We start from the raw sequence: 21566 nt of genomic DNA on the forward strand, positions 1-21566 counted from the left end.
CGGGATGGTGATGCGCAGCAGTGCGCCGAAGCGGCTGAGACCGTCGACCATGGCGGCCTCTTCGAGCTCGACCGGGATCGACGAGAAGAAGGCGGTGAGGATCCACACCGAGAAGGCGAGGTTGAATCCCGCGTTGATGAGGATGAGGCTCACGATCGTGGGCAGGCCCAGGTCGATGAACTCGCGCTGCAGACCCACGAGCATCGCCGCCGGCTGGAACATCTGCGTGGCCAGCACGAGCAGCAGGAACAGCGTTCGTCCGCGGAAGCGGCGCCGCGACGAGTAGTACGCCGCCGGCAGGGCGACGAGGAACACCAGCACGGTCGCCCCGCCGGCGACCATGAGCGACGTCTGCAGGTTGCCGCCGAAGCCGGTCGCCCAGATCGAGGTGAAGTTCGAGAAGGTGAAGGTCTTCGGGAAGAGGTTCTGGTCGAGCAGCTCGGCCGGCGTCCTCCCGGCGACGATGAACATCTCGGCATACGGCAGCACGAAGACGATCGCGATGAGATACGCGGCGATCGCGACGATCGTGGTCTTGATCGTGCGCGACCGCGACCGGCGCGAGCGCTGCGGCTCGGTGGTGGGCCGGCTCGTGCCGCGGGCGGCGGTGCGGGGGGATGCGGTGACGGCGGTCATGTCAGTCCACCTGTTCCTTCCAGCGGGTGACACGCAGATAGATGAGCACGATGACGATCACCAGGGCGAAGTTGATGACGGACATCGCCGCGGACTCGCCGACGTCTCCCTGTTTCAGGGCGACCATGAAGGTGGTCGTGGTGCTGGTGGCGTAGCCCGGGCCACCGCCGGTCATCTCCCAGATGATCGGGAACGAGTTGAACACGTTGATGACGTTGATGAGGGTGGCGACGATGATCGCAGGGCGCAGCAGCGGCAGGGTGATGGTCGTGTACCGGCGCCAGCCGTTGGCTCCGTCCAGCGAGGCGGCCTCGTAGATGTCGCTCGGGATCGACTGCAGCCCGGCGAGGATCGCATAGGTCGAGAACGGCAGCGACACGAATACGGCGACCACCATCATCCACAGGAACGCCGTCGCCGGGTTGCCGAGCCAGGACGCCTCGGGGGAGTCGAACGTGTCGAGCAGCCCCAGGTCGTGGAGCACCACGTTGATGGCGCCGGAGTGCGGGTCGAGCATCCAGCGGAAGATGAGGGCGGTCATCATCACCGAGCACGCCCACGGCAGGATGAGCGCCCACCGCGCGACGCGGCGCAGCGGGAACGCCTGGTCGAACAGCTGGGCGAGCGCCAGGGAGAGCAGCATCGTCACGGCGACGACGCCGACCGTCCACAGCACGGTGCGGCCGATCACGCCGACGAAGGCGGGCTCGGCGAACAGCTTCAGGTAGTTGGCGACGCCGTTGAAGCCGGCGACGAATCCCTCGCCGCCGATGTGCTGGATCGACGACTCGAGCATCACGACCACCGGCCACAGCACCACGACGGCGATGAGGGCGATGGCGGGCCCGATCCACAGCGCAGGGGCTGCGGTCTGACGGAGAGACTTCATGGTGTCCTCGGAGGTGTGGGGGTCGTCCCGGGGCCGGGCGGCCCCGGGACGGCGATCATTCCTTACTGACCGGAGGTGGCGACCTTCTGCAGTTGGCCGAGCACCGACTTCGGGTCCTGCGTCACCGCAGTGCCGATGGTCTGCTGGATCTTGGTCTTGGTGTTCGCCCAGGCGGTGTCGCTCGGGTACTGCACGGACTTCGGAAGGGCGGTGAGGAACGGTCCGAACACGGGGTCGGACGACAGCGCCTGCACGGCGGACGTGGTGGCCGGCAGCAGGTCGTACTCCTTGTCGAACTTCAGCTGGTACGCGTCCTGGTAGGCGAAGTCGAGGAACTTCTTGATCTGCGCCTGGTGGCCGTTCGGCTTGAACGCCGCGACGTTGTCGCACACGCCGAGCGTGGTGTCGAGCGCGCCGGTCTTGCCGGGGATCGGCACGGACGCCCAGTCGCTCGCGCCGAGCTTGCCGGCGGACTGGATGATCGGGATGAGCGCGGGCGAGCCGTTGATCATGCCCACCTGGCCCTGGGCGAACTTCTGCCACAGGTCGGTGCGGTTGACGGTGCCCGGGTTGGGCTCGGTCAGGCCCGCGTCGACGAGACCGGTCAGGAACTGGAACGTCTCGACGTTCGCGGCGCTGTCGATCGTGTACTTGCCGGCCGTCTGGTAGCCGCCGCCGTTGCCGAGCATCCACAGCAGCGATTCCGCCTGGGCCTCCTCGGGGCCGAGCGGGAGTCCGAAGCCGGTCGCGCCCTTCGCCTTGATCTTGGCGGCGTCCGCCTTGATGTCGGCCCACGTGGTGGGCGGTGCGGAGATGCCGGCCGCCTGGAACAGCTTCTTGTTGTAGAAGAGCGTGCGTGAGCTGGTCGTGAACGGCATGCCGTACTGCTTCCCGTTGTAGGTGCCCTGTGCCTTGAAGGTGGAGAGCAGATTGCCCGGATTCGTCAGCACCTCATCGGCGGAGTACAGCAGGCCGTCCTGGGCGTAGTTCGAGAAGTAGTCGCCCTCGGTGATGTCCGGGTACTGCTTGTTCTGCACCATCGTCTGCACCTGCTGGTCGAAGCCCGTCCAGGGGATGGACGTGATCTTGACGGTGATGTCGGGGTTCTTCTTGTGGAAGGCGTCCGCGATGCCCTGCCAGTAGGTGGCGGACGCGTTGGACGGCCCGGTGCCGTAGTCGGCGACGACGAGCTTGAGTGTCGTGCTGCCGCCGGAGGATCCTCCGCTGCCGCCGGAGCAGGCGCTCAGAGCCAGGGCCGCGGCGATGCCGACGGCGCCGACAGCGACGATGCGTGAAGTGCGCAATGTATCTCCTAGAGGTCGGACGCGCGGGTGCGCGTCGCTGGTGATGGACGTGGTCATGAGATCCTCAGCTCCGCCGCCAGCACGAGCGCGGTCGCGCCGCGCAGGGCCAGCTGCTCCGGATGGGCGGCGATCGTCATCTGCAGTGCGCTGCTGACGTCGGGCAGGGTGCGCGTGCGGATCGTGGCGAGAGCCGTGTCGAGGAACGGTCCTTCGATCAGGTCGGCGGGGCCGGCGAGCACGATGGCGTTGAGGTTCAGGGCGGCGACGACGGGGGAGAGGGCGACGCCCAGCGAGCGCCCGGCGTCGCGCAGCACCTGCTCGTGATCGCCGGGCTCGGCCGCGAGGCGGCGACGCAGGGACGGCACGGCGATCGCGACCTCGAGGCACCCGCGGCGCCCGCACGCGCACAGCTCGCCGTCGTCGTCGACGATCACATGGCCGATCTCGCCGGCGCTGAATCCGTCGCCCTCGACGAGGGCGTCGCCGATGATGAGGCCCGCGCCCACCCCGTGTTCGATGGCGATGGTGAGCAGGCTCTGCCCCGGTGCGCGACGTTCCGTGTGCACGGCGAGGGCGGCGGCGTTCGCATCGTTGACGATGTGGACGGGAACGTCGATCGCGCGGCGCAGCCGGCCACCGAGATCGAGGTCGTGCCAGCCGAGGTTGGGGGCTTCACGGACGACGCCCGCGTGGTCGATGATGCCGGGGGAGGCGACTCCCACACCCAGCACGCGCACGGTGGAGCGCCGGGCGAGGTCGCGGATGATCGTCGCGGCCAGCGCGACGGCCTCGTCGCCGCGCGCACCGGCGATCGGCTGCGAGATGCGGTGCACGATCTCGCCGCGCAGCGTCGTGATGGCGCCGGTGAATGCGTCGTCCGCCGACAGATCGAGCGCGATGACGTGGTACGCCCGGTCGTCGAGGCCGATGAGCTGCGCGGGCTTTCCGACCCGGGCATCCGTGCGCTGCCCGTGCTCGACGATGAGTCCGTCCGCGGTGAGCTCGGCGATGACGTCCGACACCGTGGCGCGGGTGAGGCCGGACTGGCGGGCGAGGTCGGCGCGACTGAGTTCGTCGGTGTGGAACAGCAGCTGCAGCAGCAGCGAGCGGTTGTGGCGCCGGTTGTGCTCGGGCAGTGACTTGCTGGTCACGCGAAGCTGAGCGGTGGACATCTCACCTCGATCCGTTGTGCGTCGTTGCAGTGGGGAGCGGGATCCGCATCCCGTCAGTTAGTTAGTACAGTATCCTTCCGAATGGTTTGTCAAGCCCTCGCTCATAACTGATCGGTAACGCCGGATCTCCTGGGGATCTACGCGATCATCAGCTCGGGCGCTTGCCTCAGCTCATGTTTGTAAGCTTTACTAACTTGCGTGCTCGAACGGCCGGGCACGCTTCCACGGAGGGCGGACAGTGAGGATCGGTCTCGACATCGGCGGCACCAAGACGGATGCCGTCGCGCTCGCCCCGGACGGGCGGGAACTGGCGCGCGTGCGTCGGCCGTCGGGCTTCGGCGCCGACGAGGTCGTCGCCTCGGCGGACGAAGCGGTGCGCGAGGCCGTGCGCCGTGCGGGCATCGGTCTGGCGGATGTGACGAGCGTCGGCGTCGGCATCCCCGGCGTCGTCGAGGTGTCGACCGGTCGGGTGCGGCACGCGGTCAATCTCGGCGTGGCCGACCTGAATCTCGCTGAACTGCTCTCGCGCCGTCTGGGCGCGGCCGTCCTCGTCGAGAACGACGTCAAGGCCGCGTCCCTGGGCGCCTGGCATCTGCTGGGCTTGTCCGGCTCCGCCGCGCTGCTGAACGTCGGCACCGGTCTGTCGGCGGGCATCGTCGCGAACGGGCGGGTCTGGCGCGGCCCGCGCGGCACTGCGGGCGAGATCGGTCACGTGCCCGTCGATCCCACCGGCCTCGACTGCTCGTGCGGTCAGGTCGGATGCCTCGAGACGCTGGCATCCGGCTCGGCCATCGCACGCCGCTGGACGACGGATGCCGCGCTCCCGGCCGTCGATCTCTTCGACCGTGCCGACGCCGGGGACGACGCGGCGATCCGGGTGCGGGACGTCTTCGTCGACGGCGTCGCGCAGGCGGTGCGGATGCTCGTGCTGTCGGTCGACCCCGAGACGATCGTGGTCGGCGGTGGGCTGAGTGCTCTGGGCGGGCGCCTTCAGGATCGGATGCGGGAGGTGTTCGATCGCTGGGCTGAGGCGTCCGCGTTCCTCGCGTCGCTCGACCTGCCCGGTCGCACCCGCCTGCTGCCCTCAGGCACCCCCGTCGCCGCCGTCGGCGCCGCGATGCTCGGAAGCGTGCCGGCGTTCGCCTGAGACCGTCCGGGTCAGCCGACCCCGACGGTCTCGGCGCGGAGCTCCTCAGGGGACCCCGACGTCGATTCCGGGTTCCTCGGGGCACGCTCGCCGAGGCGCAGCACGATGATGCCGGCGAGCACGAGCGCGCCGCCCAGCACCTGCACGGTCGTCGGGGTCTGCCCGAGCATCATCCACGCGAACGCGACGGCGAAGACGAGCTCGAGGATGCCGGCGAACGACGCCAGCCGTGATCCGAGCCGGCGCACCGCCGCGATGCCGGAGCTGTAGGCGATGCCGCCCGAGATCACGCCGAGGGCGAGGATCGGCACCCACCACGGCACGTCCGCGGAGGCGAACCGCACGGTCACGACTGATGCGCCGAGCGGCAGCATTCCGGTCAGTGCGACCGACAGCAGCATCAGCGCGCCGAGCACGAGGGATGCCGTCGTGAGGGCCGTGGCGGGAACCCGGCTCGGGTGCGCGGCGAGCAGGTAGTAGCCCGCGCCGCCGATCATCGCGGAGAGCGCCCACAGGACGCCGGGAAGGCTGAGGTGGGTGCCGGCGAGCAGGCCGAGAACGAGCACCAGGCCCGTGGCGACGACGACCGCCCCGAGGCCGGTGATGATCGTCGGACGCTCGCCACGGCGCAGCCACAGCCACAGCACGACGGCGGCGGGGGAGGTGTACTCGATGAGCAGCGCCGGTCCGACGGCCATGTGCTGCACGGCGCTGAAGAAGCCGAGCTGCGCGAGTGCCATGCCGAACGCGGCGTACGCGAGCACCAGGCGCCAGTCCTGGACGAGCGTGCGCCACCGTCCCCGCAGGTCCCGCAGCGCGAAGGGGAGCAGGCACCCAGCCCCGATCAGCAGGCGCAGGATGACGACCGTGATCGGGGTCCAGCCGGTGGCGAGCAGCCCGTCGGCCAGCGCACCGGAGAGCCCGAAGGATCCCGCCGCGACGAGCGCGAGCACCAGGCCGATCCCGGCGGTGCGGGATCGAGTGTCATGTGTCAACACGCTCATGGCATATGACTCTACGTGGAGGGGGTGTATGGTGTCAAAGCAATGTTCGCTCCTGACACACGCGCCACCCTGCAGGCGGTCGTCGACCTCGTCAACACCCGTTCCGAGCCCGACACTCTGCGGTCGGTCGGTGACGTCCGCGACTGGGCGACCCGCCACCAGTTCGCTGGTCGGAGCGTCGGATCCGAGGCCGAGCTGCGCGAGATGCGCGAGCTCCGTGCGCCGCTGCGCGAGCTGCTGACGGCATCTCGGGATGCCGCCTCCGCGCGCGTGAACGACATCCTCCGCGACCTCGACGTGCACCCGCAGCTCGTGCGGCACGATGCAGAGGACTGGCACATCCACCTGGTGTCGGCGGATGCGCCGCTGGCGCAGTGGGTGCTCGGGGATGCGGCGTGGGCGATGATCGATCTGATCCGCGAGGACGAGCTGTCGCGCATCGCCGTCTGCGCCGACGACACGTGCGACGGTCTCGTGCTCGATCTCTCCCGCAACCGGTCACGCAAGTTCTGCAGCACGCGCTGCGCGAACCGCAATGCGACCGCGGCGTTCCGCTCTCGCCGACGTGCGACGACCGGCCTCGACTGAGCTCGCCCGCCTGGCCGTCGCGGGTTGATTCACAACCGGCGCATGACGGATGCACAGGAACCCTCCTTCCGAGGTACTGCCGCCCACCCCTAGGCTGTCGTGCGCGATCGCGCGCATAGCAGCCTGCGATCCCGGACAAAGCGAGGTGGGCGTATGTTCTGGCGTGGATTGGTGGCGACGGTCTCGGCGGCCGGATTGGCGGCCGCGGCCCTGTTGGCTCCTGCGGGGGCGGACGTGGGTGCGGTGGTCCACAAACCGCGGATCTCGGCGCATTCGACGGCCGCGGCGGCGACAGGGTGGTCGTCGTCCAACTGGTCCGGATACGCGGTGACCTCGACGGGCACGCCGTTCACCTCGATCACGGGAACATGGAAGGTCCCGGCGGTGTCGCCGACGAAGACCGCGACCTACTCGTCGAACTGGATCGGCATCGACGGGTTCAACAACTCGAGCCTGATCCAGACCGGAACCGAGTCCGACTACTACAGCCGTTCGGCGCACTACGCGGTGTGGTGGGAGATCCTGCCTGCAGCGGAGACGCCCATCACGACCATGACCGTGCACCCCGGCGACGTGATGACCGCGTCGATCACGCGCGGGGTGAACTCCGTCTGGACGATCACCATCGCCGACGCCAGCACCGGACAGTCCTCCACCACGACCCACACGTACACCGGCCCGCTGACGTCGGCCGAGTGGATCGAGGAGGCCCCGACGATCGGTGGCCGCGTCGCGACGCTCGCGCACTACGGCAGCGCCACGTTCGACCCGGGCACCGCGAACGGCATCACCCCGGGCTTCACCGCCGCCGACAGCGGGGCCATGGTGCAGAAGGGCATTCAGGTGTCGACTCCGTCGGTGCCGGATGTCGAGGCCGACGGCTTCAACGTCGCGTACGGCTCGACGGCTCCGTCAGCGCCGTAAGGTCGAGCGGAGGCGGGGAGGCCGGCCCTCGACACGGGTCGACGTCCCCGCCAGACTGAGGGCGCAGAGAGTCAGGAGCGCACATGTCCACCGTCGTCGCGACCATGTCCATCACCCTCGACGGCGTCGGCGCCGGCCACCACGTCACGGAGGACGAGCCCTTCGGCGATCTGCCGGAGTCGACGTTCTTCCGCTGGATGAACGAGACCCCCGATGAGAATCGCGCGGCGTTCGACGCGATCGTCGGCGCGGGCGCCTACATCATGGGCCGTCACATGTTCGGTCCCGTGACGGGGGAGTGGACCGGCGATTGGCGTGGCTGGTGGGGGCCGAATCCGCCGTATCACGCACCCGTGTTCGTGCTGACCCACCACCCCCGGGAGTCGATCGTGATGGAGGGCGGCACGACGTTCCATTTCGTGACGGACGGCATCGAGGCCGCTCTGGCCCGAGCGCGCGAGGCCGCGGGCGACCGCGCGGTCCACATCGCCGGCGGACCGAGCACCACCAACGCCTATCTCGCCGCCGGTCTCGTCGACGAGTTGCGGCTGAACATCAATCCGGTCGTGGCCGGGCGCGGGCTGCGACTGTTCGACGGGGTCGGTCCGCTCCGCCTCGAGCAGATCTTCCTGAAGCGCGCATCACTCGTGACGCACGCGTACTACCGCGTGCTGCACGACGAGTGAGCCGCGTCCGGCGAATGCTGAGCCGACGAAACCGGTGCCCCTGGAGGGACTCGAACCCCCAACCGTTTGCTTAGGACGCAACTGCTCTTCCATTGAGCTACAGAGGCCAGGCCGATCAAGTCTAGCCGGGCGGATCAGCCGTTCACCGCGCGCCCCATGCGGGCGACCGCCTCCCGGAGGATCTCGGGCGACGTGCCGTAATTCAGGCGGGCGTGCCCAGCGCCGCCGGTGCCGTAGACGTGGCCGGAGCTCAGCGCCACGCGCGCCCGGTCGAGGAACATCCGCGCGGGACCGGCGAGGTCGGCGACACCGTGGCATCCGCCGCTTGCGGTCCGCTCATCGGCGAACGGACCGAGCGCGCGGCAGTCGAGCCAGGCGAGGTAGGTGCCCTCCGGCGCGTTCATCCGCACCTCGGGCAGGTGCTCGGCCAGGAGAGTGCGCAGCAGCGTGCGGTTCTCGTCCAGTCCGTCCAGCAGCGCGTCGAGCCACGCACCTCCGTGCGCGAGAGCGGCGGTGTGGGCGATCACGCCGAGGTGGCTGGGGCCGTGCGCCAGGGCGTCGGGGATCGCCGTGAGATCGGCGGCCGCCTCGGCTCCCGCCATCGCGACGGCCGCCTTGAGGCCGGCCAGGTTGAACGCCTTCGACGCGGACGTCAGCGCGAAGGCATCCTCGGCACCCTCGACCGAGAGGTACGGCGTGAACGTCGCCCCCGGCAGCACGAGGGGCGCATGGATCTCATCGGACAGCACCCGCACGCCGTGCCGGCGGGCCAGGGATGCCACGGTCTCGAGCTCTGCGCGGGTGTGCACGGTTCCCGTGGGGTTGTGCGGATTGCACAGCAGAAAGGCGGGATGCCTGCTGCGGCGGGCCGCCAGAGCGAACGCGGCATCCAGAGCGTCGGCGTCGAGACGCATGTCACTGCCGAGCGGGGCTTCCAGGGGCACGCGCCCGGTGTGCTCGATGAACGCGTAGAACGGCGCGTACACGGGGGAGGCGACCACCACGTCGTCCCCGGGCGCGGTGACGATGCGCAGCACCTCGGCGATGCCCGTCATGACATCCGCCACGACGCGGGTGCGTGCCACCTCGAGCCCGTTCCAGTTCCAGCGGGCGTGGGCGAAGCCGGCGAGGGCTTCGGCATATCGGGTGCCGGCCGGGTAGCCGGTGTCTCCCGCGGCGATCGCGCCGTGCAGTGCGTCCGCCACCGCGGGGGCGAGCGGGACGTCCATCTCGGCCACCCACAGCGGGATCACGTCGCACGGATGTGCGATCCACTTCGTGCTCGTCCGCTCCCGCAGCTGTGCGAGCGACAGCTCGCGCAGCGGGTTGCCGACGCGCTCGAGCGTGGATGTGCGGGTCATGCCGCACACACTATTGAGAATCGCGGGCAAGGTGGTTGTCACTTCTCGCACGTGGGCAGACAATGGAGCAATGGAAGTACGGCTGGATGCGATCGACCGCAAGATGCTTGCGATCCTTCAGGATGAAGGCCGCATCACCCTCACCGAACTCGCCGCACGCCTGCCCCTGAGCGTCTCGCGCTGCCAGCGCCGCCTGCGCGAACTCGAGGCGGCCGGCGTGGTCACGGGGTACCGGGCCTCGGTCGACGCCCGCTCGGTCGGCCTCGGATTCGAGGTGCTCGTGTTCGCGACGCTCGGCGATCTGGGTGAGCTCGCCGAGTTCGACCGGATGCTCGCCGCCCTGCCGCACGTCGTGGAGGCGCAGCGTCTGTTCGGCGACCCCGACTATCTCATCCGCATCGTCGCACCCGACCTCACCGTGTACCAGCGGCTGTACGACGAACACCTGACCAGGCTGCCGGGCAAGCCCCGCATGGTCTCGACGATCGTGATGAAGCACGTCGTCGAGGCGCGTGCGCTGCCCCTTTTCGACAAACCCCTGGTACATCAGGACTAAGATGGAACGTTCGTGGCCTGAGAATGCAGTGTCACGGCGGCCCACGGACCCAGACCCGCGAGGACCCATGTCAGACACTGAAGTGAAGAAGCCGCGCACCGGCGCTCACCGTACGGCCGACCCCGTGATGACCCACCGCCAGATCCTCTTCGTGATCTTCGGTCTGATGGCGGGGATGTTCCTCTCGGCTCTGGACCAGACGATCGTCGGAACCGCGATCCGCACGATCGGCGACGACCTGCACGGCCTCAGCGAGCAGGCATGGGTGACCACGGCGTACCTCATCCTGTCCACGATCGCGACGCCGATCTACGGCAAGCTCTCCGACATCTTCGGTCGGCGGCCGCTGTTCATCATCGCGATCGTCGTGTTCGTGGTCGGCTCGGTGCTCGCATCCTTCTCGAACTCGATGATCGAGCTGGCGTTCTTCCGTGCTGTGCAGGGCCTCGGCGCCGGTGGCCTGATGTCCATGCCGCTCGCGATCATGGGCGACATCCTGGCGCCACGCGAACGTGCGAAATACCAGGGCTACTTCCTTGCCGTCTTCGGCATCTCGAGCGTCATCGGTCCGCTCGTGGGCGGGCTGTTCGCCGGCACGAACCAGATCCTGTGGATCGCGGGCTGGCGCTGGGTGTTCCTCGTCAACGTGCCGATCGGCATCATCGCTCTGATCATCGTGCTGATGTTCCTGCACGTGCCGAGGCACTCCAAGCATTCGGTGCGCATCGACTGGTGGGGTGCCACGACGGTCATCGTCGCCCTCGTCCCGCTGCTGCTGGTCGCCGAGCAGGGCCGCGAGTGGGGCTGGGCCTCGACGATCTCGATCGCCTGCTACATCGTGGGCGGCGTGGGCATCATCGCCTTCGTCATCGCCGAGACCCTGATGAAGGATGATGCGCTCATCCCGCTGAAGCTCTTCCGGTCGCCGACGTTCTCGATGGCGACGGTCATCGGCGTGCTGGTCGGCTTCGGCATGTTCGGCGCCATGATGACGCTGCCGCTCTACCTGCAGATCGTGCTCGGATCCAACCCCACCCAGAGCGGCTTCCAGCTCTTCCCGATGATCCTCGGCATGATGATCGCGTCGATCGCCAGCGGCCAGATCATCTCGCGCACCGGGCGCTACCGGATGTTCCCCATCATCGGCACGGCGTTCCTCGTCGGCGGCTACTTCGTGCTGACGCACCTGACGTACAACACGAACTACTGGTTCCTGGCAGGCGCGATGCTGCTGCTCGGCATGGGCCTCGGCCAGCTGATGCAGACCATCACGATCGCCAGCCAGAACTCGGTCGACCCGCGGGACATGGGCGTGGCGACGAGCGCATCCACGTTCTTCCGCCAGATCGGCGGCACGCTGGGCACCGCCGTGCTGCTGTCGCTCATGTTCACGGTGCTCCCCGCAAACTTCAAGACGTCGTTCACGAACACCGACACGCTGACGCAGGCGCTGGATGCGGCCTTCGACCCGGCGGTCTCCTCCGACCCGGCCAACAAGGCGATCATGCACCAGATCTACACGTCGATCACGACGAAGATCAGCACGCAGGTCGCCGACCAGGCGAACGCCGGCATCGCGAAGGCGCGGCAAGCCGCGAAGGCGGCCGTGGACGCGCAGGTCGCGGCCGGCAAGATCCCCGCCGGCGCCCAGCAGCAGGCCGAGCAGCAGGCGGTGCAGCAGGCGACCCAGGCCGCGTCGCAGGCGGTGCAGAAGAACATCCCGGTCGCCAAGATCTCGTCCGACGGCAAGGTCACGCTCGACTTCTCCAATGAGGCGAACCGGAACGCGTTCGTGGACACCCTCGTTCCGGACATGAAGAAGCAGTTCGGCAAGAGCACCGGGTCGACGTCGTCGTTCAATTCGAGCGCGATGAACGACACCTCGTTCCTGAAGGGTGCCGACCCGCGGCTCTCCAAGCCGGTGCTGCAGGCGTTCACCTCGTCGATCGTCACGGTCTACTGGGTGGGCCTCTCCGTCATGGCGCTCGCATTCATCCTGACGCTGTTCTTCAAGACGCCTCCGCTGCGACAGAAGTCCGCGCTGCAGCAGGCAGCCGACGAGGATGCCGCGATCGCCGCGAAGCAGGCCGCCGACACGATGGGCGGCCTCGTGGAGCCGATGACCTCGCCCGTGCACCTGCCGGAGCCGGTGACCGTCACCGCGGCTGCCGACGCCGACGGCGCCCAGCCTGCGACGGTCGCGCTCGCGACGGCGACCGCCCTGGCCGAGCGGGAGGACGAGCCCGACCCCGAGCTGGATGCGGAATTGGAGGCCGCCGCAGCGTTGGATGTCGTGACCGAGCTCGAGCAGTCCGCGGACCCGGTCGCGCCTGCGGTACAGCCCGACGTCCCGGCAGCGCAGGCGGTGCCCGCCGCAGCGCCCGAAGCGACGCTCAAGCCGGTGGCATCCACGTCGGATCTCGCCAAGATCGAGACCGGGCCGCTCGAGATCATCGGCGACGATGGACAGGTTCGCCTCATGACGCGACGCGAGGCGCGCGAGGCCATGGAGGCTCTGCAGAAGAAGAAGCCGCGCAAGCGCTGACGGCCGAAACGGAGAACGACCCCGCCATCGGGCGGGGTCGTTCTCGGTTCGCGGACGGTCAGTGCGCTGCGTCGTACGCTTCCTGCACCGACGCGGGGATGCGCCCGCGCTCGGAAACGGTGAAGCCGTTCTGGTTCGCCCAGGAACGCACGGCCGCGTTGGCCGTGGCGCTGCTGCGGGCGGTGCGACGGCGAGGCACCGCCGTGCGGGCGGCCGACGCCTCACGCCCCACGCTGCGCCCGGCGGCGATGTACGTCGAGAACGAATCGCGCAGAGCAGCGGCGTGCTCGTCGGTCAGGTCGATCTCGTAAGCGCGGCCGTCGAGGGAGAAAAGGACGGTCTCGCCGGCACCGGGCTCGAGAACGCTGCCGTCGAGATCGTCGACGAGCTGATGGATGATTTTCTTCGCCATGCGATTGACCATAGCGAATGGCGGACTCCGGATTCCGCGCGCATTGCACAATGTTTCCCCTGAATCCATTGCGCGCTCATCTCGGACGACGAGTCGACATCATCGGAAGTCGCGTCCGAATGCAAAGGGAATGGGCCGTGATCGTCATTGCGAGATCACGGCCCGCGGGCTGCCTACTCGCCCGCCGCCTGTTCGAGATCGAGCAGATAGCGTTTGACCTCGGGATGCCGGCCGTATTGTCCGATCGACCCATCGGCGCGTACCACGCGGTGCACGGGGATCATGATCGAGATGGGCGTGGCGGCGCACATCGAGCCGACGGCGCGATGTGCTTGCGGCTTGTCGGCGCGGGCCGCGATCTCGCCATACGACGCCGTCTGCCCGTACGGGATCTCGCTGATCTCGGAAAGCACCCGCACACCGAATTCGGTGAAGCCCCGGATGTCGAGGGGCACCTCGAATGCCCGCCGCTGCCCGGCGAAGTATTCGTCGAGCTGCGCCCCTGCTCCCGAAGCCGCGGCTTCGTCGTGATCGACAGGCATCCCGAGCTTCGACTGTGCGCCGAGGAGCAGGGCCGTCACGTCGTCGCCGTCGTCGATGAGGTCGAGCCCGGCGAGCCCGTCAGGCGTGAAGATCAGGAGGGCATCGCCCACAGGAGTCGGATGGATGGCGAAGGCGGCGCGGGTCATGGGTCCATCCTGGCGCGCCCGCACCCCTCGTGAACCCCTCTCGCCGCAGGTGTGCATGAACGGGCCGATACCGCCGTGATACGTCGGCCTGTGGACGAAGATCCCGACCGTGGGCGTCGATCTGCGACGCACGGGAGAGGAATACCGGCGGGAATCGGGACGGCCGCTTAGGCTGGACCGTGTGTGGCGAGCAGAAGGCAGCGCCGTGGCCGGCGACGAAAACCACCTGCCCGACGTGACCCCGGATGCTCTCGGCGTCGCAGAGCCGGGGGTGACAGTGGTCCATGTCGCGGAGACGGAGCGTGAGCGCATCCGAACTCAAGCGCGCGAACTCGGCGGCCCTTCGACGCTTCTGCATTTCGTCGATTCCCCCGATTCCGGAATCGAGATCACCAATGCGCATCCGGGCAGTCTTCCGCAGCTGCTCACCGGAAGATCCACTCTGCTGTCGAATCTGTTCCGCGATGAAGTGGCATTGCGCACCGCCCGGCTCGCCGCCGAGAGACTGACGGCGAAGAATGTCGAACTCCGCACCGCGCGCGGATTGGATGCCGTGCGACTCGGTGTCGGACTCGCATCGTGGACGGCGGAAGACGGGGAATACACCGCCCCGGTGCTGCTTCGGCCGACCGCCATCCGCCGCCACCATCGCGATTTCGAGGTGAAACTCAACGGGTCTTTCACCGTCAATCCGGAACTCGTGCGCATCCTCGCCATGCGGCACGGTGTGCAGCTCGACGGTCAGCGCATCGCGGCGCTCGCCTACGACGGGCGGGTCTTCAAGCCCCAGCCGGTGATCGACTATCTGCGCGCGCTGGCCGGGCACATCCCCGGTTTCACCGTCATCCCGCGGCTCGTCGTGAGCACGTTCGCGGATGTCGGCGCGACCGTGGCGCGCGACCTGCGCGACCTCGATCATCCGGTGCTCAATGCGCTGGCCGGTCACGTGGACGACCGGGCCCGCCTGGCGCTGCGCCGACCGGCGCCGTCGGCGGCCGGACCGGACGAGCGCACCCCGGCCTCCGACAACCTGCTTCTCGACGCCGACGCGGAGCAGGAGGCGGTGCTGGCGCGCATCGTCGACCGCCAGTCGCTCGCCGTGCACACGCCGCCGGGCACCGGCGGAACCCAGACCGTCATCAACGCCCTCGGCGCGCTCATCTCCGACGACAAGCGCGTGCTCGTCGTCAGCGCCCGCCGCGCCACGCTCGACGGCATCCGGCACCGTCTCGCCGGCGTCGGCCTCGAGGGGCTCGCCGTGTCGCCCGCGCATCTGCGCCGCGACCTCATCCGGGCGATCGGCCGAAACGAGAAGGCCGAGCAGCCCAAGGTCGGCGAGATCGACGAAGCCCTGGTGCGTCTGCGCGCCGTGCTGCGCGACTACCGCGGCGCCCTGGCCGAGCCGCAGCGCGGCCTCGGGGTGTCCGCCCTCGACATCGTGCGCCGGCTCGCCGAGCTCACGGCCTCCGAAGAGGTCCCGCCCACTCAGACCCGTTTCGGCATCGAGACCCTGCGGCGGCTGTCCGGCGCCCGACAGGTGGCCGCCGAGAAGCTCGCCGCGGCGGCGCGGCTGGGGGAGTTCCGCTTCGGGCCCGACGACTCGGCGTGGTACGGGGTCTCCTTCGACTCGACCGATCAGGCCCGCAGCGCCCACGGCCTCGCCGGCAAGCTGCATCACCACGACGTGCCCTCGCTGCTCGAGCGCGGCTACGAGCTGATCGCGCAGACACGGCTGCGCCCGTTCCGCAGCCTCGACGAGCTGGGGTCCTATCTGCGGGTGCTGCAGGGCATCCGCGACTCGCTCGACAAGTTCCTGCCGGCCGCGTTCGAGCGGCCGATCGACGATCTGATCCGCGCGCACGGGCCCCGGCGGGATGCCCCGAACCTGACCGGCGCCGACCGCCGCCGGCTGAAGCGGCTCGCGCGCGAGTACGTGCGTCCCGGCGTGCATGTCGCCGACATGCACGAATCCCTGGTGCGCATCGACCAGCAGCGCAAGAAGTGGGCGGAGTACGCCCTCGCGGACATCGCGCCGGAGGTCCCGGTGGGGATGGCCGACGTGCACGTGGCCTGGCAGCACGTCGACGGACAGCTCGCCGACCTCGACGGCATCCTGCGTCGCCCACGCACCCTCTCGGCCCTGCCGGTGCAGGACCTCGTGCGCACCCTCGCCGGGCTGGCGGCGGACTCCGCGTACTTCGAGAACCTGGTCGAGCGCGCGGCCCTGCGCGCGGACCTCGCCGACATGGGGCTGGAGCCGCTGCTGCTCGAACTGTCCGTGCGGCACGTGCCCGAGGCCGACGTCCGGCGGGAGCTGGAGTTCGCGTGGTGGCAGTCCGCGCTGGACCACCTGCTGCGCTCCGAGAAGGCGCTGCTCGGCGCCAACACGTCGGTCGTGGACCGCCTGGAGCGGGACTTCCGCCTCGTCGACGAGGCGCACGCCGCGGCATCCGGCCCCCTGCTCGCGGCGCGACTGGCCACCCAGTGGCGCATCGGCATCGTGGACCACGAGGCCGAGGCCGATCGCCTGAAACGGGCGCTGACGGCGGGCACCGGCAGTGCCCGCGCCGTCGTGAGCGTCGCTCCGACCCTCGTGCGCACGCTGGCGCCGGCGTGGATCGCCTCACCGTACGACGTGCCGCTCATCCCCGAGTCCCTCGAGTTCGACGCCGTGATCATCGCGGATGCCGCCGCACTCTCCCTGGCGGAAGCCGCCCCCGCGCTGCGGCGGGCGAATCAGGTGGTGCTGTTCGGGGACCCGGTCACCCAGAAGCCGACGCCCTTCCGGGTGGCATCCGGGCCCGTGGTCCGGCCCGACCCGGCTGCGGAGGACGAGGAGCCGTTCGACGACGTCAGCGTGTTCGAGCGGCTGGCCGAGCTGCTGCCGGTCGAGACCCTCACCCGGAGCTACCGCGCCGGCGGCGAAGACCTCGCCGAGCTCGTCAACGACGCGTTCTACGGCGGCGAGATCGTCTCGCTGCCGTGGGCCGGCTCGTACCTCGGACGGGGCAGCCTCGGCGTCGACTACGTCGAAGGCGGCACCGGCGTCCCCGACCCCGTCACCGGAGCGGTGGAGAGCCCGGACGCCGAGGTGGCGCGCGTCGTCACGCTCGTGGTCGAGCACGCTCTGAACCGCGGCCGCGAATCGCTGATGGTCGTGACCGCGAGCCGCAAGCACGCCGAGCGCGTGCGTGCCGCTGTCGGGGCCGCGTTCGCCGGACGATCGGATGTCGCCGACTTCGTCGGCCGCGACACCGCCGAGCCGTTCGCCGTGCTCACGCTCGAGGACGCCGTCGCCGAGAGCCGCGACCGGGTGATCTTCTCGCTCGGGTTCGGCCTCACCCGGCACGGGCGCGTGCTCACCGACTTCGGCGACCTGTCGACCCCGGACGGAGAGCGGCTGCTGACCGTCGGGATGACCCGGGCACGCCGGTCCATGGTGATCGTGTCGTCGATCCGCCCGTCCGCATTCGATGAGGGACGCCTCGAGTACGGCGCCGCCACGCTCATGGCGGTGTTGGCCGGCATCGCCGCGCGCGCCCGCGAAGCGCGGCTCGAGGACCTTGCGGACCCGCTGACCCGGGCGCTGGCCCGCGAGCTGAGGCGCCTGGGCGTCTCGGTCGACGTCAACTACCGGGGCCTGCTTCCGCTGGTGGCGCAGCATGACGGCAAGGCGGTGGTCGCGGAGAGCGACCCCGAGACGGTGGGGGAGTCGCTGCGGGAGTCGCTGCGGCTGCGCCCGCAGATCCTGCGGCGCCTCGGCTGGCACTACGTGCGGGTGCACGCCTTCGACCTCTACAGCGACCCGGCGGAGGTGGCGCTGCGCGTCGCCGCCCTGCTCGGCGTCGCCCCCGAGACGCCGACGGCCGACGGTGACACGCAGCCGCTGGATTTCCCGGGGCGATGACCGCTGAGGACGAGCCTCGTCAGCGGGTCGAGAAGGTGCCGGGGTCGCGGCGGGCGCGGCTGACCGCGGCACCGGGGACGACCGCGGAGCCGGCGCCGGCGGATGATGAAGGCGAGACCGCGGCGGGAAAGGACCCCGGCGCCGGCCCGAACGACGAGCGCATGAAGAGAGACGTCCCGCCCCATTACTGAGGCGAGACGTCCCGAGGGCGAGGACTACTTGACGTCGCGCTGGGCGGCGAGCAGGTCGCGGATCTCGGCGAGCAGCTCCGCCTCGGTCGGCGGCACGTCGGGATCGGGCTGACCCGCAGCGGCGCGGGCTGCGGCACGCTCGCGGAAGTGGTTCATGGGAGCCACGAGGAAGAAGTAGACGACCGCGGCGACGGCCAGGAAGTTGATGATCTCACCGATGATCGTGCCGATCTGGAAGGCGGCGTGGCCGCCCCCGAGGGTCGGGACGGTCCAGACCCAGCCGCTCAGGCTGCCGACCTGGAAGATCAGGCCGATGAGCGGATCGATGAAGCCCTTCACCAGGGCGGTGACGATCGCGGTGAAGGCGGTGCCGATGACGACCGCGACGGCGAGGTCGATGACGTTGCCGCGCGAGATGAATTCCTTGAAGCCCTTGAGCATTGGTTTTCCCCCTGGGTGGTCCGGGTCCGACGGATTCGTCGCGACCGAAACCTTACCGGCTCAGGAGGCGGCGGGCGAGGAAGACGATCCCGAAGACGACGTGCCGGAGGCCGAGGAGGCGCCGGAGCCCGACGACCCGGTGCCGCTCGCGGTCGTCGACGCGGTCGATGCTCCGGCACGCGAGTCGGTGCGGTAGAAACCGCTGCCGTTGAAGGTCACGCCGATCGAGCCGTACTCCTTGCGCAGGGCGCCGCCGCAGACGGGGCACTCGGTCAGAGTCGGGTCGGAGAACGACTGCACCTGGTCGAAGCGGTGGCCGCACTCCTTGCAGGCGTACGCGTAGGTCGGCATGAGGGCCTTTCGGGTCAGCGCCGCTCGGGCGCGAGGGTCAGGATGCGGGTCGGGGTGACGATGCCCGTCACGGACTGGTCGAGCTCGTCGGAGGGCACCTCATCGAGCACCTCGCTGTCGTAGACGATCGCGTACACGGGTGGTCGGCGGGCCATCGACCCGAGCGTCTTGTCGAAGTAGCCGCGCCCCCAGCCGAGCCGCATCCCCGTCGGGTCGACGGCGGCGGCCGGGATGAGCATGAGGTCGACGTCGTTCACGGCGATGGGCCCGAGCAGCTCTCCGGTGGGCTCCTCGATGCCGAACGGACCCTCGGTGAACTCGTCGTCGGCGGTCGCGACGGTCCAGTCGAGGAGGCCGTCGCTGCGGCTGATGGGCAGCAGCACCCGGATGCCGCGCTCCAGGGCGGCCGCGACGAACGCGCGGGTGCCCGGCTCGGTCGGAGTCGACAGATAGCACGAGACGGACCGGGCGCGGTGCAGCTCCACCAGCTCGTCGAGCCGCGTGCGGATGCCGGCGGCCGCGGCATCCCGCGACTGCTCGGACATCATGTTGCGACGCTCGCGGAGCTCTGCGCGCAGGGCGCGCTTGTCTGCCTGGATCGCGTCGGACATGGTCTCGATTCTAAATGAGCGGCGAGGGACGTCCGCTGGATGTCAGAACCGATGGATAGCATGGGGCGCATGTCTCACAAGCCCTTCAAAGCGGTGATCCCCGCGGCCGGACTCGGCACGCGCTTCCTTCCGGCCACGAAGGCGATGCCCAAAGAGATGCTTCCGGTCGTCGACAAGCCGGCGATCCAGTACGTCGTCGAAGAAGCGGTGGCGGCCGGCATCGAGGACGTGCTCATCATCACCGGTCGCAACAAGTCCAACATCGCCAACCACTTCGACTCCGTGCCCGAGCTGGAGCACACGCTGCGCACGAAGGGCGACGACGCACGGCTGGCCGCCGTGCTCGAGGCGAGCGACCTCGCGGACATCCACACTCTCCGCCAGGGCGAGCCGAAGGGGCTCGGGCACGCTGTGCTGCGCGCGCAGCGCCATGTGCGCGACCACCCCTTCGCGGTGATGCTCGGCGACGACCTCATCGACGCCCGCGATCCGCTGCTGACCCGGATGCTCGACGAGTACGACCGTCACGGCGCGACGGTGATCGCCCTCATGGAGGTCGACCCGGAGCACATCCACCTGTACGGTGTGGCCGCCGTCGAACCGACCGACGACGGGGATGTCGTCAAGGTCACGGGCCTCGTCGAGAAGCCCTCGGCCGCGGATGCCCCCTCGAACCTCGCCATCATCGGACGATATGTGCTCAACCCGGCCATCTTCGACGTGCTCGAGCACACCGGCCCGGGCAAGGGCGGCGAGATCCAGCTGACCGACGCACTGCAGGAGATCGCGGCCGACCCCGAGCAGGGGGTGTACGGCGTCGTCTTCCGCGGTCGCCGCTACGACACCGGCGATAAGGTGGGCTACATCAAGGCCATCCTGCAGTTGGCGATCGATCGTGACGACCTGAGCGGCGAGCTGCGGCCGTGGCTCCAGGACTTCGCGGCCGACCTCTGACGGCCCGGGAGGGGCATACGTGGATCTGGCCGTTCCCCAGTCGCACGGGAATGTGAGCATCCGGCTCATCCGTTCGAAGGATGCACGCGTGCTCCAGCACGAGCTGATGTCCAACCGCGGCTGGCTGCGCCCGTGGGAGGCGACGAGTCCCGACGGGCCGGTGTCGTTCGACATGCGGCTCGGCGTTCGGCGCCTTCTGCAGCAGTACCGGGACGGCACGGGCGTGCCCTTCGTCATGGAATGGGACGGCGAGGTCGTCGGCCAGCTGAACGTCTGGGGCATCGCGCGCGGCTCCCTCGCGTCGGCGACGATCGGGTACTGGATCAGCGAGAGGTTCGCGGGTCGCAACATCACCCCCACCGCGGTGGCGCTGGCGACCGACATCTGCTTCCGCGAGCTGCGGATCCATCGGATGGAGATCTGCATCCGTCCGGAGAACGTCGCGAGCCTGCGGGTGGTGCAGAAGCTCGGATTCCGGTACGAGGGGCTGCGCCGCCGCTACATCCACATCGACGGCGACTGGCGCGACCACTACGCGTTCGCGCTCGTGCGCGAAGACGTCTACGAGGGGGTGCTGCAGCGGTGGCTGGCCGGCCGCGCACCCGAGAGCGCCGCTGCGATTCCGCCCTCGGACCGGGACCTCTCCAGCGGAGAATCACCTTCATCCTGAAGTTGAGACTCCGACACGCCGCGCAACGCCGGGGCGGGGCTTCGGCCTGCCCTACCGTGGACACATGGGTGGGCAGGTTCTGGGCGGAGGAGTGATCGTCCTCGTCGCCGTCGCGCTGTGGCTGCTGTATCTCCTGCCGTCGTGGAGCCGCCGACACCGGTACCTGACCGCCGAGCGCAACGCGCTGCGGCTGAACCAGGCGTTGCGGGTGCTCGCCGAGACGAGCGAGACCCCCGATGAGGTCACGCTGGAGCTGAACACGCGGACCGTGTTCGCGCAGCAGCGTCTTGCGCGCCGAGCGCAGGCCGCTCGGGAGGCCGAAGCCCGCAAGACGCAGGCGGAGGTCGATCGCGCCGCACAGCGGGCGCAGGCCGAGCGCGACGCCTACGCGAAGAAGTCCCAGGCCGAGCGGGATGCGATCGCCAAGCAGCAGCAGATCGAGCGCGACGAGATCGCCAAGCAGCTGCTCCTCGAGACCGAGCGTGCCCGGCGCGAGCGCGAGCTCGCCGACCTGGAGCGTGTCCGCAT

At 69.4% G+C, this 21566-nt stretch carries 21 protein-coding genes, 1 tRNA gene and 1 pseudogene; 10 read left to right on the plus strand and 13 right to left on the minus strand.

Annotation, left to right across the window (positions count from 1 at the left end):
- The 4 genes from VJR25_RS08755 to VJR25_RS08770 form a co-directional block, all read right to left on the minus strand.
- The coding region (locus tag VJR25_RS08755; protein ID WP_324114590.1) for a carbohydrate ABC transporter permease at window positions 1-636 on the minus strand (636 nt) is incomplete at its 3' end.
- A gap of 1 nt (window position 637) precedes the next feature.
- Window positions 638-1525 carry a sugar ABC transporter permease gene (locus VJR25_RS08760; RefSeq protein WP_324114591.1) on the minus strand — a complete coding sequence of 296 codons (888 nt, stop codon included), beginning with the start codon at window positions 1523-1525 and terminating at the stop codon, window positions 638-640.
- Between the two features lie 62 nt (window positions 1526-1587).
- Entirely contained in the window at window positions 1588-2829 is a 1242-nt protein-coding gene (locus tag VJR25_RS08765) for an extracellular solute-binding protein (protein ID WP_324114592.1), read from the minus strand.
- Window positions 2830-2882: 53 nt separating this feature from the next.
- A complete protein-coding gene (locus VJR25_RS08770) occupies window positions 2883-3980 on the minus strand; it encodes an ROK family transcriptional regulator (RefSeq protein WP_324114593.1) in 1098 nt (365 codons plus the stop codon).
- Window positions 3981-4239: 259 nt separating this feature from the next.
- Between VJR25_RS08770 and VJR25_RS08775 the strand changes: the two genes are divergently transcribed.
- Window positions 4240-5148, plus strand: coding sequence for an ROK family protein (locus VJR25_RS08775; protein ID WP_324114594.1), 909 nt, complete (start codon window positions 4240-4242; stop codon window positions 5146-5148).
- A gap of 11 nt (window positions 5149-5159) precedes the next feature.
- On the opposite strand, the gene VJR25_RS08780 is transcribed toward VJR25_RS08775, so the two are convergent.
- A complete protein-coding gene (locus VJR25_RS08780) occupies window positions 5160-6152 on the minus strand; it encodes a DMT family transporter (RefSeq protein WP_324114595.1) in 993 nt (330 codons plus the stop codon).
- Between the two features lie 42 nt (window positions 6153-6194).
- Here VJR25_RS08780 and VJR25_RS08785 point away from each other — a divergent pair, with 42 nt between their 5' ends.
- Window positions 6195-6740: a CGNR zinc finger domain-containing protein gene (locus VJR25_RS08785; protein WP_324114596.1), complete on the plus strand. Its 546-nt coding sequence runs from the start codon at window positions 6195-6197 to the stop codon at window positions 6738-6740.
- Window positions 6741-6829: 89 nt separating this feature from the next.
- On the opposite strand, the gene VJR25_RS08790 is transcribed toward VJR25_RS08785, so the two are convergent.
- The gene (locus VJR25_RS08790; RefSeq protein ID WP_324114610.1) at window positions 6830-7102 is read right to left on the minus strand and encodes a hypothetical protein; all 273 of its coding nucleotides are present in this window, start codon (window positions 7100-7102) and stop codon (window positions 6830-6832) included.
- Between VJR25_RS08790 and VJR25_RS08795 the strand changes: the two genes are divergently transcribed.
- Window positions 7068-7664 (plus strand): G1 family glutamic endopeptidase, encoded by a 597-nt coding sequence (locus VJR25_RS08795; RefSeq protein WP_324114597.1) that lies wholly within the window; start codon window positions 7068-7070, stop codon window positions 7662-7664. The two genes, VJR25_RS08790 and VJR25_RS08795, sit on opposite strands and share 35 nt — an antisense overlap.
- Window positions 7665-7747: 83 nt before the next feature.
- Window positions 7748-8350, plus strand: a complete 603-nt coding sequence (locus VJR25_RS08800) for a dihydrofolate reductase family protein (protein WP_324114598.1) — start codon at window positions 7748-7750, stop codon at window positions 8348-8350.
- A gap of 35 nt (window positions 8351-8385) precedes the next feature.
- Here VJR25_RS08800 and VJR25_RS08805 read toward each other — a convergent pair.
- Both VJR25_RS08805 and VJR25_RS08810 read right to left on the minus strand, forming a co-directional pair.
- Window positions 8386-8457 (minus strand) — tRNA-Arg (locus VJR25_RS08805).
- Between the two features lie 27 nt (window positions 8458-8484).
- On the minus strand, window positions 8485-9711 hold the full coding sequence (locus VJR25_RS08810) for a MalY/PatB family protein (protein ID WP_324114599.1): 1227 nt from the start codon (window positions 9709-9711) through the stop codon (window positions 8485-8487).
- Window positions 9712-9781: 70 nt separating this feature from the next.
- On the opposite strand from VJR25_RS08810, the gene VJR25_RS08815 reads away from it, so the two are divergent.
- Both VJR25_RS08815 and VJR25_RS08820 read left to right on the plus strand, forming a co-directional pair.
- Complete coding sequence (locus VJR25_RS08815; RefSeq protein WP_324114600.1) at window positions 9782-10267, plus strand: Lrp/AsnC family transcriptional regulator; 486 nt, start codon at window positions 9782-9784, stop codon at window positions 10265-10267.
- A 67-nt stretch (window positions 10268-10334) separates the two neighbouring features.
- Entirely contained in the window at window positions 10335-12812 is a 2478-nt protein-coding gene (locus tag VJR25_RS08820) for an MDR family MFS transporter (protein WP_324114601.1), read from the plus strand.
- A gap of 58 nt (window positions 12813-12870) precedes the next feature.
- Here VJR25_RS08820 and VJR25_RS08825 read toward each other — a convergent pair whose 3' ends face one another.
- Complete coding sequence (locus VJR25_RS08825) at window positions 12871-13224, minus strand: Lsr2 family protein (protein WP_324114609.1); 354 nt, start codon at window positions 13222-13224, stop codon at window positions 12871-12873.
- Between the two features lie 173 nt (window positions 13225-13397).
- Window positions 13398-13913 (minus strand): methylated-DNA--[protein]-cysteine S-methyltransferase, encoded by a 516-nt coding sequence (locus tag VJR25_RS08830; protein ID WP_324114602.1) that lies wholly within the window; start codon window positions 13911-13913, stop codon window positions 13398-13400.
- Window positions 13914-14118: 205 nt separating this feature from the next.
- Here VJR25_RS08830 and VJR25_RS08835 point away from each other — a divergent pair, with 205 nt between their 5' ends.
- Window positions 14119-17820, plus strand: coding sequence for an AAA family ATPase (locus VJR25_RS08835; RefSeq protein ID WP_324114603.1), 3702 nt, complete (start codon window positions 14119-14121; stop codon window positions 17818-17820).
- 215 nt (window positions 17821-18035) lie between these two features.
- Here VJR25_RS08835 and mscL read toward each other — a convergent pair whose 3' ends face one another.
- The 3 genes from mscL to VJR25_RS08850 are packed head-to-tail and all read right to left on the minus strand — an operon-like array spanning window position 18036 to window position 19414.
- Entirely contained in the window at window positions 18036-18452 is a 417-nt protein-coding gene (gene mscL / locus VJR25_RS08840; RefSeq protein WP_324114604.1) for a large conductance mechanosensitive channel protein MscL, read from the minus strand.
- Between the two features lie 60 nt (window positions 18453-18512).
- Window positions 18513-18803, minus strand: coding sequence for an FmdB family zinc ribbon protein (locus VJR25_RS08845; protein WP_324114605.1), 291 nt, complete (start codon window positions 18801-18803; stop codon window positions 18513-18515).
- Window positions 18804-18817: 14 nt separating this feature from the next.
- Window positions 18818-19414: a 5-formyltetrahydrofolate cyclo-ligase gene (locus VJR25_RS08850; RefSeq protein ID WP_324114606.1), complete on the minus strand. Its 597-nt coding sequence runs from the start codon at window positions 19412-19414 to the stop codon at window positions 18818-18820.
- Between the two features lie 69 nt (window positions 19415-19483).
- Between VJR25_RS08850 and galU the strand changes: the two genes are divergently transcribed.
- The 3 genes and pseudogenes from galU to VJR25_RS08865 all read left to right on the plus strand — a co-directional run.
- Window positions 19484-20368, plus strand: coding sequence for a UTP--glucose-1-phosphate uridylyltransferase GalU (galU, locus tag VJR25_RS08855; RefSeq protein WP_324114607.1), 885 nt, complete (start codon window positions 19484-19486; stop codon window positions 20366-20368).
- Window positions 20369-20387: 19 nt separating this feature from the next.
- Complete coding sequence (locus VJR25_RS08860; protein ID WP_324114608.1) at window positions 20388-21038, plus strand: GNAT family protein; 651 nt, start codon at window positions 20388-20390, stop codon at window positions 21036-21038.
- Between the two features lie 64 nt (window positions 21039-21102).
- Window positions 21103-21566: pseudogene (locus VJR25_RS08865) on the plus strand (large exoprotein); the annotation flags it as partial.

It is taken from the genome of Microbacterium sp. (assembly GCF_035277845.1).
GTDB lineage: Bacteria > Actinomycetota > Actinomycetes > Actinomycetales > Microbacteriaceae > Microbacterium.

What these genes read in the sequence shown, in the direction of transcription:
- VJR25_RS08780 (WP_324114595.1), bottom strand. Translation starts at nt 6,152, where the DNA reads ATGAGCGTGTTGACACATGACACTCGATCCCGCACCGCCGGGATCGGC.
- VJR25_RS08845 (WP_324114605.1), bottom strand. Translation starts at nt 18,803, where the DNA reads ATGCCGACCTACGCGTACGCCTGCAAGGAGTGCGGCCACCGCTTCGAC.
- galU (WP_324114607.1), top strand. Translation starts at nt 19,484, where the DNA reads ATGTCTCACAAGCCCTTCAAAGCGGTGATCCCCGCGGCCGGACTCGGC.
- VJR25_RS08815 (WP_324114600.1), top strand. Translation starts at nt 9,782, where the DNA reads ATGGAAGTACGGCTGGATGCGATCGACCGCAAGATGCTTGCGATCCTT.
- VJR25_RS08820 (WP_324114601.1), top strand. Translation starts at nt 10,335, where the DNA reads ATGTCAGACACTGAAGTGAAGAAGCCGCGCACCGGCGCTCACCGTACG.
- VJR25_RS08760 (WP_324114591.1), bottom strand. Translation starts at nt 1,525, where the DNA reads ATGAAGTCTCTCCGTCAGACCGCAGCCCCTGCGCTGTGGATCGGGCCC.
- VJR25_RS08785 (WP_324114596.1), top strand. Translation starts at nt 6,195, where the DNA reads ATGTTCGCTCCTGACACACGCGCCACCCTGCAGGCGGTCGTCGACCTC.
- VJR25_RS08810 (WP_324114599.1), bottom strand. Translation starts at nt 9,711, where the DNA reads ATGACCCGCACATCCACGCTCGAGCGCGTCGGCAACCCGCTGCGCGAG.
- VJR25_RS08830 (WP_324114602.1), bottom strand. Translation starts at nt 13,913, where the DNA reads ATGACCCGCGCCGCCTTCGCCATCCATCCGACTCCTGTGGGCGATGCC.
- VJR25_RS08800 (WP_324114598.1), top strand. Translation starts at nt 7,748, where the DNA reads ATGTCCACCGTCGTCGCGACCATGTCCATCACCCTCGACGGCGTCGGC.
- VJR25_RS08850 (WP_324114606.1), bottom strand. Translation starts at nt 19,414, where the DNA reads ATGTCCGACGCGATCCAGGCAGACAAGCGCGCCCTGCGCGCAGAGCTC.
- VJR25_RS08825 (WP_324114609.1), bottom strand. Translation starts at nt 13,224, where the DNA reads ATGGCGAAGAAAATCATCCATCAGCTCGTCGACGATCTCGACGGCAGC.
- mscL (WP_324114604.1), bottom strand. Translation starts at nt 18,452, where the DNA reads ATGCTCAAGGGCTTCAAGGAATTCATCTCGCGCGGCAACGTCATCGAC.